We start from the raw sequence: 16,126 nt of genomic DNA, 5'->3' as shown, positions 1-16,126 counted from the left end.
ATTCGCCATAAGTTCACTTCAATATAAAAAGGCAGGAAAAATTTATTTTCCTGCCTTTTTTGTTTTTCTGAATGTCTCGTGTCTTTTCCGGTGGTTTTAGACGTACTTCGCCATAAACGCTTCCGCTTTTTGCACCATATTGTAACTCCCGCAGAAAAACGGTACGCGTTGGTGTAAGGCCGTCGGTTGGATTTCCATAATGCGGCCAAAACCGTCAGAGGCTTTTCCGCCGGCTTGCTCAGCAATAAACGCCATAGGGTTGCACTCGTACAACAAACGCAATTTTCCGTTGGGCGATTTGGAGCTTGTTGGGTAAATATAAATACCGCCTTTAATCATGTTGCGGTGAATATCAGACACCAAACTGCCAATGTAGCGAGACGTGTACGGGCGATCGCCTTCTTCGAGCTGACAATATTTGATATAGTCTTTTACACCTTGCGGGAAGTGTACATAATTGCCTTCGTTGATAGAGTAAATGGTGCCGTCTTTGGCAAATTGCATGTTGGGATGTGATAAATAAAACGTACCGATGGCGGGGTTTAACGTAAACCCGTTAACGCCGTGACCGGTGGTGTATACCAACATGGTTGAGGTGCCGTAAATAACGTAACCGGCGGCCACTTGTTGGGTTCCGGGTTGCAGAAAATCTTCGATACTAACCGGAGTGCCAATAGGTGTAACCCTGCGGTAAACCGAAAAAATGGTGCCTACCGAAACGTTTACATCGATATTGGATGAACCGTCGAGCGGATCCATAAGAACAACATATTTATTGCTGTGACTTTTATCGGAACCCGCTACGGTAATAAAATCGTCGTTTTCTTCCGAGGCAATGCCGCATACAATCTCGCGGTTGATTAAGGTTTGAATGAAAATCTCATTGGCGTATACATCCAGTTTTTGCTGGTCTTCACCCTGAATGTTTTGGTCACCTGCAGCGCCGACGATATCGACCAAACCGGCTTTGTTTACTTTGTAATTGACCACTTTGGCGGCCAATCGGATGGAGTTGATAATGCGGGATAATTCCCCCGAAGAATATTTAAATTCTTCCTGTTTTTCGATGATAAACTCACCTAACGTTTTGTTGCGTTCTTCCATTACGAAATCGTTGTAGTTGTGGGTGCAAATATCGATAAAAATGGGAAAGAAAAAATGTATTTCACCAAGAAATTATTAATCGTATTTTTGTTGGCGCAAGACCTTAAGGTCGGAGGATTACAAACCAAAAAAAGGATACCGAATGAACATCCGTAAGGGAGAAAAAAAAGACATGAAAGCCGTATGGGAACTCATTCGTGAGTTGGCTGTTTTTGAAAAAGAACCCGATGCCGTGGTGGTTACCGTGGCCGATTTGGAGCGCGATGGTTTTGGCGACCATCCGCTGTTTCACACTTTTGTAGCCGAAGCGGATAACCAAATTGTAGGTATGGCGTTGTACTATTACCGGTACTCAACCTGGAAAGGCAAAACGATTCATTTGGAGGATTTAATTGTAACCGAAAAAATGCGCGGCACCGGTTTGGGATTGGCATTATACACCAAAATTATCGAGCAAGGCCAAAAAGACGGTGTGCGCCGCATCGAATGGAATGTCCTCGATTGGAACAAACCCGCCGTGGATTTTTACCTGAAATCGGGCGCCAAAGTGTTAGACGATTGGCGCGTAGTGCAAATGAATGAACAAGGAATAAAAGAATTTTTAAGTAAATTATAATGAGAATTTTCAAATTTGGTGGCGCCTCGGTTAAAGATGCCGACGGTATTAAAAACGTATTCAGTGTGTTGGAAAAAGTGGGTCACGAAGACACGCTTTTGGTGATTTCCGCGATGGGAAAAACCACAAATGCCTTAGAAGTAGTGATTAAAAATTATTTCGAGAAATCGAATGAGTTGCATTCTTCGTTACAGGAAGTAAAGAAATACCACTACCAAATTTTGATGGATTTGTTTGAAGATGAAGAGCACGATGTGTACTTTGCCGTGAACAGTCATTTTGCCGATTTGGAATATTTTATCCGAAGCAACAAATCGCCCAATTATAATTTTGTGTACGACCAAGTGGTGAGTTACGGAGAAATTTTGTCTACGACCATCGTGAGTTATTATTTTGCTGAAGCCGGTTTGAAAAACAACTGGATTGACGTGCGCAATTTTATCAAAACCGATAATACGTATCGCGATGCCAATGTCGATTGGGAAAAAACGCAACAGCTTATCAGCAAAGGAATCAAAAAGAAATCGCTCAACATTACCCAAGGGTTTTTAGGTTCGGATGAAAACAATTTCACAACCACTTTGGGTCGTGAAGGGTCCGATTACACCGCGGCTATTTTTGCCTATTGCCTAAGTGCCGAAAGTGTGACCATTTGGAAGGATGTTCCGGGAGTATTGAATGCCGACCCGCGGTATTTTGATAACGCGGTTTTGTTGAATCAAATTTCCTATCGCGAAGCTATTGAGTTGGCGTTTTACGGGGCTTCGGTTATTCACCCGAAAACCTTACAGCCGTTGCAAAAAAAGGAGATTCCGTTGTTTGTAAAATCGTTTGTCAATCCGCTGTTGCCGGGTACGAGTGTGTCGAAAGGCAAGGATTTAGAGCCGCAAAGTCCGTGTTTTATCGTGAAGAAAAATCAGTTATTGATTTCCCTTTCTTCTATTGATTTTTCATTTATCATGGAAGAAAACATCAGCGAGATTTTTGCCTTGCTGCATCAATACAAAATCAAAGTCAGCCTTATCCAAAATTCCGCTATTAGTTTTTCGGTGTGTGTTGAAGATAAATTTGGAAATTTTAACGAATTGAAATCGATTTTGGCCAAAAAGTTCAAAGTCGCTTACAACGAAAATGTATCGCTTTACACCATCCGTCATTTCACCAAAGAAGCAGCCGAAATGGTAGAAAAAGACAAAACCGTACTGCTGAAACAAATTTCCAGAGAAACCATGCAAGTGGTTACCAAAGAGTAAATAACAGCCACGAATACAGCCTATTTTTCAGAGAACTATAAAAAATTGGGGTATTCGTGGCTATCTTTATACACAAAAAACGTTTCTTGCGTTTCTATAGTGTATGTTAAAAAAAGGGTTGTTGTTCATGTTGTTATTCGGGATTTCCGAGCTTTCGGCTCAGGATATTAAGTCGTTGTACCGTTCCCAAAAAGCAGCCGTTTCCACCGATACCATAGCCGTTGAGAAAACGAGCATCAATCCGAGTTACTTCAAACTCGAACAAGGCGACGGTACGGAAATAGATACGTCGTATTACAAAGTCGATTTTAAAACCGGGAAATTTATCTTTAAAAAGCCTTTGGCTACACAAGACAGCATCACGGTGCATTACCTCAAATACCCTGAGGTGCTGACCAAAACCTACAGCATTTACGATGACAGTAAAGTGGTTTCCAACGAAGCGGGAACCTTGGTCCAGGTGGCTCGTCCCGTTAAAAAATTTGTGCCTTTTGACGGTTTGAATACCTCCGGAAGTATTACGCGCGGTGTGACGTTAGGCAACAACCAAAATGCGTCGGTAACTTCCAATCTCGATTTGCAAATCACCGGTAAAATCTCCGATAAAGTATCGCTCAGGGCTTCGATACAAGACTCCAATATTCCGTTACAAGACAATGGGTATTCGCAAAAACTGGATGAGTTTGACCAAATTTTTATCGAGTTGTTTACCGACCAGTGGAGCATTCGCGCCGGGGATTTATTTCTCGAAAACCGGCAATCCAAGTTTTTAAATTTCAACAAAAAGGTTCAAGGGTTGTCTACACGGTTTACTTTTGGCAAGGAGGCACACAAAACCGAAGTTTTTGCCGCCGCTGCTTTGGTCCGCGGACAATACGCCAAAAGTAATTTTACAGGTCAGGAAGGCAATCAGGGGCCGTATAAACTGCGCGGCAACAACGGGGAGTTGTATGTTTTGGTGATTTCGGGGTCGGAGCGGGTGTATGTCAACGGAATACTCAAGAAGCGCGGCGAGAACAACGATTACATCATCGACTACAATGCCGGAGAAATTACGTTTACCTCTTTGTTTCCGATTACGTCTGAAATGCGTATTGTCATCGAATACCAATATTCGGATCGCAATTATACTCGATTTGTCACCTATGGCGGTGCTCAGCATACAGCCAAGCAATGGCGTTTGGGTGGTTATTTGTATTCGGAGAATGATGTAAAAAATCAACCGTTACAACAAAATCTCTCCACCGAGCAAGTCGCCGTTTTAGCCAATGCCGGCGACAATGTGAATTTGATGAATGCGCCTTCGGCCTACTTAGACAGCTATTCGGAGAACAAAATTTTGTACAAGAAAGTGGTTGTGAATGGTGTGGACATTTTTGAATATTCGAACAATCCCGATGACGAATTGTACAGTGTGAAGTTTACGTTGGTGGGCAATAACCTGGGAAATTACATTTTGACGAACACCGGAGCCATCGGTAAAATTTACGAATATGTGGCGCCGCTTGCCGGCGTGCCACAAGGCAATTACGAACCGATTACCCGATTGATAGCGCCCACAAAAATTCAGATTGCCACGGTTTTAGGAGCTTACCAACCGAACGAAAAAACGGCTGTCGATTTTGAATTGGGCGTGAGTAATAACGATCAAAATTTGTTTTCTTCTTTAGACGACGGCGACAATAAAGGCTTGGCCGGGAAACTTCAATTCAAGCAGCGATTGTTGAGTAAGAAATGGCAAGTGGACGCTTTTGGGAATTATCAGTTTGTGCAAGAAAATTTCAGAACCATTGAGCGTTTGTTCAACATCGAATTCAACCGCGATTGGAACTTAACTACGTTCTCCGGCAATCAAAGTTTGTTGGTTAACGGATTGGATTTTGTGTTGCCTCAAAAAGGAAAACTCACCTATCAATTTGAAAAGTTGGATTTTTCCAAAAGTTTCTCCGGAAACCGCCACACGGTAAACGGACTCTTCACACTCAAGCAATGGAACCTGCAACAGCAGGCCAGTTTGTTGCGCAGCGACGGCAATTACGCGACCTCTACATTCATCAGAAACCAATCGCAGGCGCGTTATCATTTTAAAAAGAATTGGATTGGCGGGAGTTTGCATTTGGAAGACAATAAAGAGCGATTGGCAGCCACGAATCAGTTGTCGGCTTTGAGTCAGCGGTTTACCGAATACGGCGTTTTTGTGGGTCGGGGCGACAGCACCAAAGTGTTTGTCGAATTGGGGTATTTGCAACGCGTGAACGACAGTTTACAAAATAACATACTGCAAAGGGTCAACACTTCGCAATCGTATTATGTGAAATCCAAATTGATACAAACCGATAAATCGAGTTTATCGTTGTTTGTGAATTACCGCAATTTGAAGTTTACCGACCCCGAGCGCGGCAATGAACCGTCATTGAATTCCCGTTTGTTGTACAATGACCGGTATTTTAACCAATTGATGCAAGTTACCACCGCCTATGAGACCACTTCGGGGACTATTGCACAACAGGAGTTTACCTATCTCGAAGTCGAACCCGGCCAAGGGGTTTATGCCTGGATAGATTACAATAATAACGGCATACAGGAGTTGCAGGAGTTTGAAGTGGCGCCGTTTCCCGATCAAGCTAAGTATGTGAGAGTCTTTTTACCGAATCAGATTTTTGTCAAAACGCACCAAAACCGATTTTCACAATCCCTAACGTTGAACCCTATCAATTGGCAAAATGCCCAAGGGTTTAAAAAGGTATTGTCGTATTTTTACAATGTATCTTCTTATTTGGTGGAACGAAAGATAGCGCGAAGCGGCGATAATTTCGACTTGAATCCGTTTGCTTCTTCGGAGGCTAATTTATTAGGCTTAAACATCAGTATTCGCAATAGTTTGTTTTACAATCGCGGGAAGCAAAGGCATTCGGTGACCTATAATTTTACCCAAAACCGATTGAAAAGCTTACTTTCGGTTGGAGCTCAGGAAAGCGAAAATGTGTCTCATCAATTGCAATATGCGCATTTGGTTCAAAAAACGTGGTTGTTTACGCTGAGCAGCAAAACGACCTTGAGTTCTTTGTATTCTGAAAACTATGCCGGTAAAAATTTTGAAATACAAGCGTATCAATGCAACCCGAAAATCTCCTATTTATTTAATAAGAATGCCAGTTGGGATATTTTTTACGAATGGCAAAACAAGGAAAACCAAATGGGTACGGCCGAGAAACTAACCCAACATCGTTTCGGAACGTCATTCTCCTATGCCGGCGAGAAAAAAATTACGGCTAACGGTGAGTTTTCGCTATATGATAATAAGTTTACCGGAAATGCGTTGCTTCCGGCGGCTTTCCAAATGCTTGAAGGGTTGCAACCCGGAAAAAACCTTACCTGGCGTTTGTTGTTGCAAAAAAACCTGACACAATATTTAGACATCAACATCAATTATCAGGGTAGAAAATCAGAGACCAGTCAAACCATTCATACCGGAAATGTACAATTAAGAGCTTATTTTTAACATATTGTAAGGCGTTGCATTTATTTTTTTAGTAACTTTAGTCACGTAATCTTAATTTGACCACCATGAAAAAATTATTTTTAATGTGTTTTCTTTTTGCCTTTGTTCTAAACGGCACGGCACAAGAAAAATTGACAGACCAAATGAAGAAAGCCAAGGCCTCCTCTGAAAAAACACTTCAAGAAAAAGAAGCCAAAGCCAAAGCCGAAAAGAGCAAAGTGCCTTTGAAAAAAGACGGCACGCCTGATAAGCGTTACAAAACGGAGACCAAAGCCCCTTTAAAAAAAGACGGTACTCCGGACAAACGTTTTAAAGAAAATAAAGCTTCAGCTACCGGACAAGCTCGTTCAGCGGAAGGGAAAGCCAAAGCCGCAGCCAACAAAGCCGAAGCCAAAGCCAAGAAAGAAGTAAAAGAAAGGGTCACTAACGAGAAAGCACCTAAGAATAATAAAGATAAGGTAACCGGAACCTATAAAGGTAAAAAAGTGTATACGGGGCCAAGAGGAGGACGTTATTACATCAACTCTAATGGTAATAAAACCTATATTTCGGATGACAAATAAGAAATAAACGTACACTTTTCAAAGAGCGGTTTTTTCAAGGGGAAAACCGCTCTTTTTTTTGGGCGTAAAAGGCCGTTTTCAGAAGACTTTAAAATGTTAAAATTTCACCATCAGTAAATTCTTAACTTCCTTTATTTTAGGGCTTTTTTTGATTTTTATCATTTTTAAATAATTAAAAATCAAAACATTGTGAAAATTGTAAAAAAGAGAACCAAGCTGTTTTTTTGTTAAAAACTAGAGCCGATTGTGAATAAATTTGATTTTCATTTTCCGTTTGGTTTGATAACCTTTGTAACATGTACGCCATAAAAAAAGAGCCTACAGACTCAGAAAGTCCTTGGCTCAAATTTTGGAGACTCACCGCACCTTTAATAAGTTTGACCCGCTTAATAGTTGATGTGGTGAAATTATTTATCGAAAGATAGAATAATTAAAAGGAACCGATGTAATTATATATTATGTCGGTTTTCTTTTTTCAAAATTATGATTTTAAACAATATTTTAGGATTGTTTTTTTAAAAATTATCAACACTATTTAGATAGTATTTTTTGTTGACCAAAAAATGATTTTTTTTTATCCTAAGAATGGTGTTTTAAGAAGACTTTAAAATGTTAAAATTTCACCATCAGTAAATTCTTAACTTCCTTTATTTTAGGGCTTTTTTTGATTTTTATTATTTTTAAACTACTGAAAATCAATATATTGCCAATATCGTAAAAAAGACAGCAAAGTGGCTTTTTTGTTAAAAACTAGAGCCGATTGTGAATAAGTTTGACTTTCATTTTCCGTTTGGTTTGACAATCTTTGTAACAGACAGATTTCAGGAAAAATTAGCCCTAATAATCAAAATTTAAATTTCAAATGGCCACTATCGAACCAATTTTACAAGAAAACAAAAACCGTTTCGTGATTTTCCCAATCAAACATCATGACATTTGGGATTGGTATAAAAAAATGGAAGCCAGTTTTTGGACGGCCGAAGAAATCGATTTACACCAGGATTTATCGGATTGGAACAACAAGTTGAACGAAGATGAAAAATATTTTATCAAACATATTTTGGCATTCTTCGCAGCTTCCGACGGGATTGTAAACGAAAACTTAGCCGAAAACTTTGTCAACGAAGTGCAATATCCGGAAGCCAAATTTTTCTATGGGTTTCAAATTATGATGGAAAACATTCACAGTGAGACGTATTCGTTGTTGATTGATACCTATGTAAAAGACGAAGCCGAAAAGAACGAGTTGTTCCATGCCATTGAAGTGTTTCCGGCCATTATGAAAAAAGCACAATGGGCGTTGCGTTGGATCAAATCGGATTCGTTTGCCGAGCGTTTGATTGCATTTGCCGCGGTAGAAGGCATCTTCTTCTCGGGGGCATTTTGTTCGATTTATTGGTTAAAAAAACGCGGATTGATGCCGGGGTTAACCTTCTCAAACGAGTTAATTTCGCGTGACGAAGGCGTACACTGCGATTTTGCCGTGCATTTACACAACCACCATTTGGTACACAAAGTATCGAAAGCGAGAATTACGGAAATCATTACCGATGCGTTGACTATCGAGCGCGAGTTTATCACCGAGTCGTTGCCGGTAAGTTTGATTGGAATGAACGCCACCTTGATGACACAATATTTAGAGTTTGTGGCCGACCGTTTGTTGGTGGAATTAGGCTGTAAAAAAGTGTACAACTCAACCAATCCTTTCGATTTCATGGACATGATTTCACTGCAAGGGAAAACCAATTTCTTCGAAAAACGCGTGGCCGAATACCAAAAGGCCGGCGTGATGTCGAAAGATACCGAAGATCAAAAAATCAGTTTCGACGCTGATTTCTAAACAATAATTCACGTTCTGAATTACACAGTAGCCTAGCCCGGATGGCAGCGGCATCCTTTTTACGTCAGTTCGAGTTTTGCGAAGCAAAGTATCGAGAACACTTGAAAAGATTCAGCGAACAGCCGGTAAGCTTCTTATAATAACCGCGGAAAAACAGCCGCACGTTAAGGGATTAACAAAAAAAACAAGTAACTCGAAGCAGTGAAGGGATTTGCTGTTTCACAAAACCTAACAAGTATGTACGTAGTAAAAAGAGACGGTCATAAGGAACCGGTAATGTTTGACAAAATCACGGATAGAATTAAAAAACTATGCTATGGTTTGAATGAATTGGTAGACGCTGTAAAAGTGGCGATGAAAGTTATTGAAGGTTTATATGACGGAGTAACCACTTCGGAACTCGATAATTTGGCCGCCGAAACGGCCGCCGCCATGACGGTAACACACCCCGATTACGCGCAATTGGCCGCCCGTATTGCTATTTCCAACTTGCATAAAAACACCAACAAATCCTTCTCGGAAACCATGAGTGAAATGTACCACTATGTGAATCCGAGAACCAATCAGGCAGCGCCGCTGCTTTCGGATGAGGTGTATGAGGTCATCCAAAAAAATGCCGAGTTCTTAAACTCACACATCATATACAACCGCGACTTTAACTACGACTATTTCGGGTTCAAAACCTTAGAGCGTTCGTATTTATTAAAAATCAACGGTAAAATTGTAGAGCGTCCGCAACACATGTTAATGCGCGTGTCCGTAGGTATTCACTTAGACGATTTGGATGCGGTGATTGAAACCTACGACTTAATGTCGAAGAAGTTCTTTACGCACGCCACGCCAACGCTTTTCAACGCCGGGACACCAAAACCGCAAATGTCCTCATGTTTCTTGTTGACCATGAAAGACGACAGCATCGACGGGATTTACGATACGTTAAAAAACACCGCTAAGATTTCACAATCGGCCGGCGGTATCGGATTATCTATCCACAATGTACGCGCCACGGGTTCGTACATTCGCGGCACCAACGGAACGTCTAACGGCATTGTACCGATGTTGCGTGTATTTAACGACACGGCACGTTACGTAGACCAAGGCGGCGGGAAACGCAAAGGAAGTTTTGCCATTTATATTGAGCCATGGCATGCCGACATCATGGATTTCCTCGACTTGAAAAAGAACCACGGAAAAGAAGAAATGCGAGCCCGCGATTTGTTCTACGCCATGTGGATGTGTGACTTGTTTATGAAGCGCGTGGAAGAAGACGGCAACTGGACGTTAATGTGTCCGAATGAGTGTCCGGGCTTATACGATGTATACGGCGACGAATTCGATGCCTTGTATACGTCTTACGAAGCACAAGGACGTGGTCGCAAAACCATCAAAGCGCGCGAATTGTGGGAGAAAATCCTCGAGTCACAAATCGAAACCGGAACACCGTACATGTTGTACAAAGACGCGGCCAACCGCAAATCGAACCAAAAGAATTTGGGAACCATTCGCTCGTCTAACTTGTGTACCGAGATTATGGAGTACACCTCCGAAGACGAAATTGCGGTGTGTAACCTAGCGTCTATTTCGTTACCGATGTTTGTGGAAAACGGAAAATTTAACCACGAATTGTTATACAATGTGACCAAACGCGTGACCCGCAATCTAAATAAAGTCATCGACCGCAATTACTATCCGGTGCAAGAAGCCGAGAATTCGAATATGCGTCACCGTCCGGTAGGATTGGGCGTACAAGGGTTAGCCGATGCCTTCATCTTGTTGCGTATGCCGTTTACCAGTGACGAAGCCAAACAATTAAACCAAGACATCTTTGAGACCATGTATTTTGCTGCCGTAACGGCGTCGATGGAAATGGCCAAAGAAGAAGGACCGTATTCTACCTTTAAAGGATCGCCTATCTCGGAAGGGTTGTTCCAACACAACCTTTGGAACATCAAAGACGAAGAGTTATCCGGACGTTGGGATTGGGCTGCTTTGCGCAAAGACGTGATGAAGCACGGCGTGCGCAACTCCTTGTTGATGGCGCCGATGCCAACCGCTTCTACGTCTCAAATCTTAGGGAACAACGAAGCGTTCGAGCCGTATACGTCTAACATTTACACCCGTCGTGTATTGTCGGGCGAGTTTATCGTAGTAAACAAACACCTGTTGGAAGACTTGGTAAAACGCGGTTTGTGGAACGAAGAGTTGAAACAGGAAATCATGCGTCACAACGGTTCGGTGCAAAACATTGAGCGTATTCCGGATGATTTGAAAGAATTGTACAAAACGGTATGGGAAATGTCGATGAAAGATATTATCGACATGTCGCGTCACCGTGGGTATTTCATCGACCAATCGCAATCCTTGAACTTGTTCATGCAGGATGCCAACTTTGCCAAACTCACTTCGATGCATTTTTACGCCTGGAAAAGCGGCTTAAAAACCGGAATGTATTACTTGAGAACCAAAGCCGCGGTAGACGCCATCAAGTTTACGTTGAACAACGAGAAAAAGGCAGAGCCAACCGCCGAGCCGGTAGCGGTAGAAGTGGTAGCGCCCACCGAAAACGGCGAAATGACCGCCGAGGATTTTGCCGCTATGGTAGAACGCGCGCGCGCCGCCGCCGCCAATGGTGGTGACGATTGCGAAATGTGCGGATCATAATAAAAACATAACAAATTATAATTGAAAAACAGCTGTCACGAGATGGCTGTTTTTTGATTAATTTTAGAAGCTATTTCCCGCTTTCCGCTGTATCTTTTTCAATTACCACGGGTTAAAACCCGCGGCAATCAAAAAAGGATGCCGCTGCAATCGGGGCTAGGGCAATCCCGTTAGGGATTTAATATCGGTAAAAATCATGTCAAAACAAAAAAAAGGAATCTACACCGGCCTTATCGAGAAAGACGAAAACGGCAATTATTTCTGCGGGGAATATTTATTGGATTATCAATATACGGTAGCCAATTTTAAAGTCGGCGACGAAATCAACATCAAATCGGTCATCGCCAATCCCAGCGATAAGAGTTATAACCAATACCCGAAGAAATCCAATCATTTCTTTTTGGCCAACAAAAAAGAGTAAAATATGAGTCAAAGACAATATACCGTTACCGATGATATAATCGCTTCCAACGGCAAACGCTTGGCCAATGTGGTTATCGATTATGTTGTACGCATGCTGATGAGTTTGGTTTTGGGTGTGATTTTAGGCGTGATTGCCTTGTTCACCGACAACCCGCAAATTGTGACGTATTTGGAGGAAATTTCTCCATTGCACGAGTTTTTCATCGGAATTGTCATTATGTTGGTGTATTACAACGTGTTTGAAATTCTGTTTTCCGTTACCGTCGGAAAAATGATTACCAAAACCATAGTGGTGAATCACTACGGCGAAAAACCCGATGCCAATACCATTTTATTGCGAACCATTTGTCGCATTATTCCGTTTGAAATCTTTTCGTTTTTCGGTACACCATGCGTCGGCTGGCACGATAGTCTTTCAAAAACATATGTGGTAAACAAAGCCGATTTGGAAGCGCAAAAAGCGTTGTTTTACTCTTTTGAGGAAATCGGAAATCAACCTAACGACGACCATGCCTAACATTGTCAGAACCACTTCCGATAATCCGGATTTTGGTCATTTGGTGTCCGAATTAGACGCGTATTTACGAGTATTGGACGGCGATGACCATGAGTTTTATGCGCAATTCAACAAAACCAGTTTGCTCAAAAACGCCCTGATTTGCTATGACAACGAGGTGGCTGTCGGCATCGGTGCCTATAAAGAATACGATACCGAAACCGCCGAAATCAAACGCATGTACACCCGTTCGGAATACCGCGGCCAAGGCATCGCCAAAGCAATACTGAAAGAGCTTGAGACCTGGGCACGGGAAGAAGGGTATACCCAAGCCATACTCGAAACCGGTCACCTGCAAAAAGACGCTATCGGTTTGTACCAAAAATTAGGATACGAAATCACCGAAAACTTCGGACAATATATAGGCGTGGAAAACAGCGTTTGTATGAAGAAAAGTCTAAATAAACCGTATTTTTGATATAATAATAAAGTCACCCTGAGCTAGTCGAAGGGCTAAATCCTTACTCTTTATGACCTGGGAACAACTACTATCTCTAAAACGCCAAGGCGATACAGGAAAACGCTTGCGCATCGAACAAGACGACACGCGTCTCGGCTTTGAAGTCGATTACGACCGAATTATTTTCTCTTCGGCATTTCGTAGTTTGCAGGACAAAACCCAAGTCATTCCGCTGTCGAAAACCGATTTTGTGCATACCCGGTTAACGCACAGTTTGGAAGTTTCCGTCGTAGGTCGCTCCATCGGAAGATTAGTCGGAAAAAAAATCATCGAAAAATACCCGTACCTCAAAGAAGTGCACGGCTATCACATGAACGATTTCGGTGCTATAGTCGCTGCGGCTGCGTTGGCACACGATATCGGGAATCCGCCGTTTGGCCATTCGGGTGAAAAGGCCATTGGGGAATATTTTTCAATTGGGAAAGGGCAACAATACAAAGATCAACTCACACCCAAACAATGGCAGGATTTGGTTGATTTTGAGGGCAACGCCAACGGGTTTTCCATTTTAACCGGTTCACGTCCCGGGATTGAAGGCGGTTTGCGTTTGTCTTACGCCACGCTTGGTGCTTTTACCAAATACCCGAAAGAAAGTTTACCCAAAAAACCTACCAAGAATATAGCCGATAAAAAATACGGGTTCTTCCAATCGGATGTAGCTTTTTTCAAAGAAGTAGCCCAAGAATTGGGCATGATTCTCAACAAAACCGGCGACGATGTAGGGTATGAGCGCCATCCGCTGGCGTTTTTGGTAGAAGCGGCCGATGATATTTGCTACACCATCATCGATTTTGAAGACGGCATCAACTTGGGTTTGGTTTCCGAAGATTATGCTTTGGAATATCTAATCAAATTGGTCAAAGACACTATTGATGCGGCCAAATACCAATCACTCACCACCAAAGAAGACCGTATCAGTTATTTGCGTGCGTTGGCTATCGGCAATTTAATCAACGATGCTGTTCGGGTGTTTATCGAGAACGAAGAAGCCATTTTGCAAGGAAAATTTCATTTTGCCCTAACCGATAAAAGCAAGTACAAAGCGCAAATGGATGACATCATCAAACTCAGTGTCAAAAACATTTACCAAAGTCGGGAAGTGATTGAAAAAGAATTATCGGGTTATCAAATCATCAATAATTTGTTGGACAAATTCATCACGGCGTACAACAATACGCACCGTGGAACGGCTACCAATTATGATAAGTTGTTGATGAAAATATTACCCGAAAAACACCATTTGGAAAAGGAAAGTCTCTACGAAAGATTGCTGCACATTTGCCACTTCATTTCCATGCTCACCGATGGGAAAGCGGTGCAATTGAATAAGATCGTAACGGCTTAATCTTCGTCTTCTTCCAGTAAAGTCGAAAAAAGCGACTTCAAGCCATCCACATCAATATTGCAGAACTGTTGGAGTTCATCCACCGTACCGTGTTCAATAAAATAATCGGGAACGCCACACAAGAAGATTTCGTTCACGTAATCGTTTTTCGCGGCAAATTCCAAAACAGCACTGCCGAAACCGCCGGTCGTAACACCGTCTTCCACCGTAATAATGGTCGAAAATTTATCGCAAATCTTGTGTAGTTTCTTATCATCTAACGGTTTGACAAACCCGAAATGATAGTGCGCAAAATGGTCAAGGTCTTCCATTTCCTGTAACGCTGCCGTAACATTAGCCGCAATGGTTCCGGTGGATAGGATGGCTACTTTTTTACCTTTCTTTAGCTTTTTGGCTTTTCCGATTTCAATTTTTTCGAAAGCTGTCGGTTGCTTCCAGCCGGCATTTTTGCCTCTGCCGCGCGGATACCGTATGGCAATCGGATGTTTCAATCCTAAGGAAGCCGTATAAAGGATATTTTGCAAATCGATTTCATCTTTGGGCGCATACATCGTCATATTCGGAATGCATCGCAAATACGCAATGTCAAATACGCCGTGATGCGTGGCGCCGTCTTCACCTACCAATCCGGCCCGGTCCAAGCAAAAAATCACGGGTAGGTTTTGCAAGGCTACATCGTGTATCACTTGGTCGTAGGCGCGTTGCAGGAAAGTCGAATAAATATTGCAAAACACCACCATGCCTTGCGTGGCCATACCGGCCGCCAAGGTTACGGCGTGTTGCTCGGCTATCCCAACGTCAAAAGCGCGTTCCGGAAAAGCTTCCATCATAAATTTCATCGAACTGCCGCTCGGCATTGCCGGTGTGATGCCTATAATCTTCGGGTTGTTTTTGGCCAATTCGACTAAAGTCAACCCAAAAACATCCTGGAATTTCGGCGGTAAATGTTCTTCGGATTTTTTTATAATCTCACCCGTAGCGGCATCAAATTTACCGGGGGCGTGGTATTTTACTTGGTCTTCTTCGGCTTGTTGTAAGCCTTTGCCCTTGGTAGTTATGATGTGTAAAAACTTGGGTCCTTTTACTTTTTTGAGTCGCTCCAACTCTTTGATTAGCGTCGGCAAATCATGACCGTCAATGGGTCCGGAATAATCAAAATTAAGCGACTTAATCATGTTATTCTGCTTCGGGTTTTTCCCTTCTTTGACTGCGGTTAAGTAGTTTTTCAAGGCACCGACACTCGGGTCAATTCCGATAGCATTGTCGTTTAAAATGACCAACAAATTAGCATCGGTTACCCCGGCATGATTCAACCCTTCAAACGCCATACCGCTGGCAATCGAGGCATCGCCGATTACGGCAATATGGTGTTTGTTTTCGCCTTTCAGTTGCGAAGCAATCGCCATGCCCAAAGCAGCCGAGATTGAAGTGGAAGAATGACCTACGCCAAAAGTATCGTAAACGCTTTCGCTGCGTTTCGGAAAACCGGAAAGACCACCCAGTTGACGATTGGTGTCGAATTTCGTTCGTCTTTCCGTTAAAATTTTATGGCCGTACGCTTGATGACCAACATCCCAAACCAGTAAATCTTCGGGGGTATTGAATACGTAATGCAATGCAATGGTCAGTTCGACCACGCCTAAGCTGGCACCCAAGTGACCTTCTTTTACCGAAACAATATCAATGATAAACGCGCGCAGTTCTTTGGCCAACAACGGCAATTGAGACGGTTCGAGTTTTCTCAAATCCGATGGATTGTTGATTTTTTGGAGCAATTCTTTCGACATGCCACAAAGGTACGAA

The 16,126-nt window shown here is 42.5% G+C and carries 12 protein-coding genes; 10 read left to right on the top strand and 2 right to left on the bottom strand.

The annotated features are described in order from the left end of the window. Nucleotides 1-96: 96 nt before the first annotated feature. Nucleotides 97-1,104 carry a class 1 fructose-bisphosphatase gene (fbp, locus tag QHT84_RS00555; RefSeq protein ID WP_283237586.1) on the bottom strand — a complete coding sequence of 336 codons (1,008 nt, stop codon included), beginning with the start codon at nt 1,102-1,104 and terminating at the stop codon, nt 97-99. Nucleotides 1,105-1,246: 142 nt separating this feature from the next. On the opposite strand from fbp, the gene QHT84_RS00550 reads away from it, so the two are divergent. From QHT84_RS00550 to QHT84_RS00505, 10 genes are all read left to right on the top strand, one after another. Next, nucleotides 1,247-1,720, top strand: a complete 474-nt coding sequence (locus tag QHT84_RS00550) for a GNAT family N-acetyltransferase (RefSeq protein WP_283237585.1) — start codon at nt 1,247-1,249, stop codon at nt 1,718-1,720. Continuing rightward, nucleotides 1,720-2,973: an aspartate kinase gene (locus tag QHT84_RS00545; protein WP_283237584.1), complete on the top strand. Its 1,254-nt coding sequence runs from the start codon at nt 1,720-1,722 to the stop codon at nt 2,971-2,973. Before QHT84_RS00550 ends, QHT84_RS00545 begins: the two co-directional genes overlap by 1 nt. A 103-nt stretch (nt 2,974-3,076) precedes the next feature. Further along, nucleotides 3,077-6,475 (top strand): hypothetical protein, encoded by a 3,399-nt coding sequence (locus QHT84_RS00540; protein ID WP_283237583.1) that lies wholly within the window; start codon nt 3,077-3,079, stop codon nt 6,473-6,475. Nucleotides 6,476-6,540: 65 nt separating this feature from the next. Further along, complete coding sequence (locus QHT84_RS00535) at nt 6,541-7,038, top strand: hypothetical protein (protein WP_283237582.1); 498 nt, start codon at nt 6,541-6,543, stop codon at nt 7,036-7,038. Between the two features lie 862 nt (nt 7,039-7,900). Further along, nucleotides 7,901-8,878, top strand: coding sequence for a ribonucleotide-diphosphate reductase subunit beta (locus QHT84_RS00530; protein WP_283237581.1), 978 nt, complete (start codon nt 7,901-7,903; stop codon nt 8,876-8,878). A 237-nt stretch (nt 8,879-9,115) separates the two neighbouring features. After that, a complete protein-coding gene (locus QHT84_RS00525; RefSeq protein ID WP_283237580.1) occupies nt 9,116-11,539 on the top strand; it encodes a ribonucleoside-diphosphate reductase subunit alpha in 2,424 nt (807 codons plus the stop codon). A gap of 196 nt (nt 11,540-11,735) precedes the next feature. Next, nucleotides 11,736-11,960, top strand: a complete 225-nt coding sequence (locus tag QHT84_RS00520) for a hypothetical protein (RefSeq protein WP_283237579.1) — start codon at nt 11,736-11,738, stop codon at nt 11,958-11,960. Nucleotides 11,961-11,963: 3 nt separating this feature from the next. Next, nucleotides 11,964-12,479 carry an RDD family protein gene (locus tag QHT84_RS00515; RefSeq protein WP_283237578.1) on the top strand — a complete coding sequence of 172 codons (516 nt, stop codon included), beginning with the start codon at nt 11,964-11,966 and terminating at the stop codon, nt 12,477-12,479. Beyond that, a complete protein-coding gene (locus tag QHT84_RS00510; RefSeq protein WP_283237577.1) occupies nt 12,472-12,936 on the top strand; it encodes a GNAT family N-acetyltransferase in 465 nt (154 codons plus the stop codon). The genes QHT84_RS00515 and QHT84_RS00510 overlap by 8 nt, the downstream gene beginning before the upstream one ends. 52 nt (nt 12,937-12,988) lie before the next feature. Further along, nucleotides 12,989-14,323: a deoxyguanosinetriphosphate triphosphohydrolase gene (locus tag QHT84_RS00505; protein ID WP_283237576.1), complete on the top strand. Its 1,335-nt coding sequence runs from the start codon at nt 12,989-12,991 to the stop codon at nt 14,321-14,323. On the opposite strand, the gene QHT84_RS00500 is transcribed toward QHT84_RS00505, so the two are convergent. Further along, on the bottom strand, nt 14,320-16,110 hold the full coding sequence (locus tag QHT84_RS00500) for a 1-deoxy-D-xylulose-5-phosphate synthase (RefSeq protein WP_283237575.1): 1,791 nt from the start codon (nt 16,108-16,110) through the stop codon (nt 14,320-14,322). The genes QHT84_RS00505 and QHT84_RS00500 overlap by 4 nt on opposite strands. Between the last annotated feature and the right edge of the window lie 16 nt (nt 16,111-16,126).

Origin of the sequence: Flavobacterium sedimenticola, assembly GCF_030053345.1 — a bacterium.
In the GTDB taxonomy this organism is placed as follows: Bacteria; Bacteroidota; Bacteroidia; order Flavobacteriales; family Flavobacteriaceae; genus Flavobacterium; species Flavobacterium sedimenticola.
Note: the sequence above shows the minus strand (reverse complement) of the source record. Positions and strands in the feature narration are given on the sequence as shown.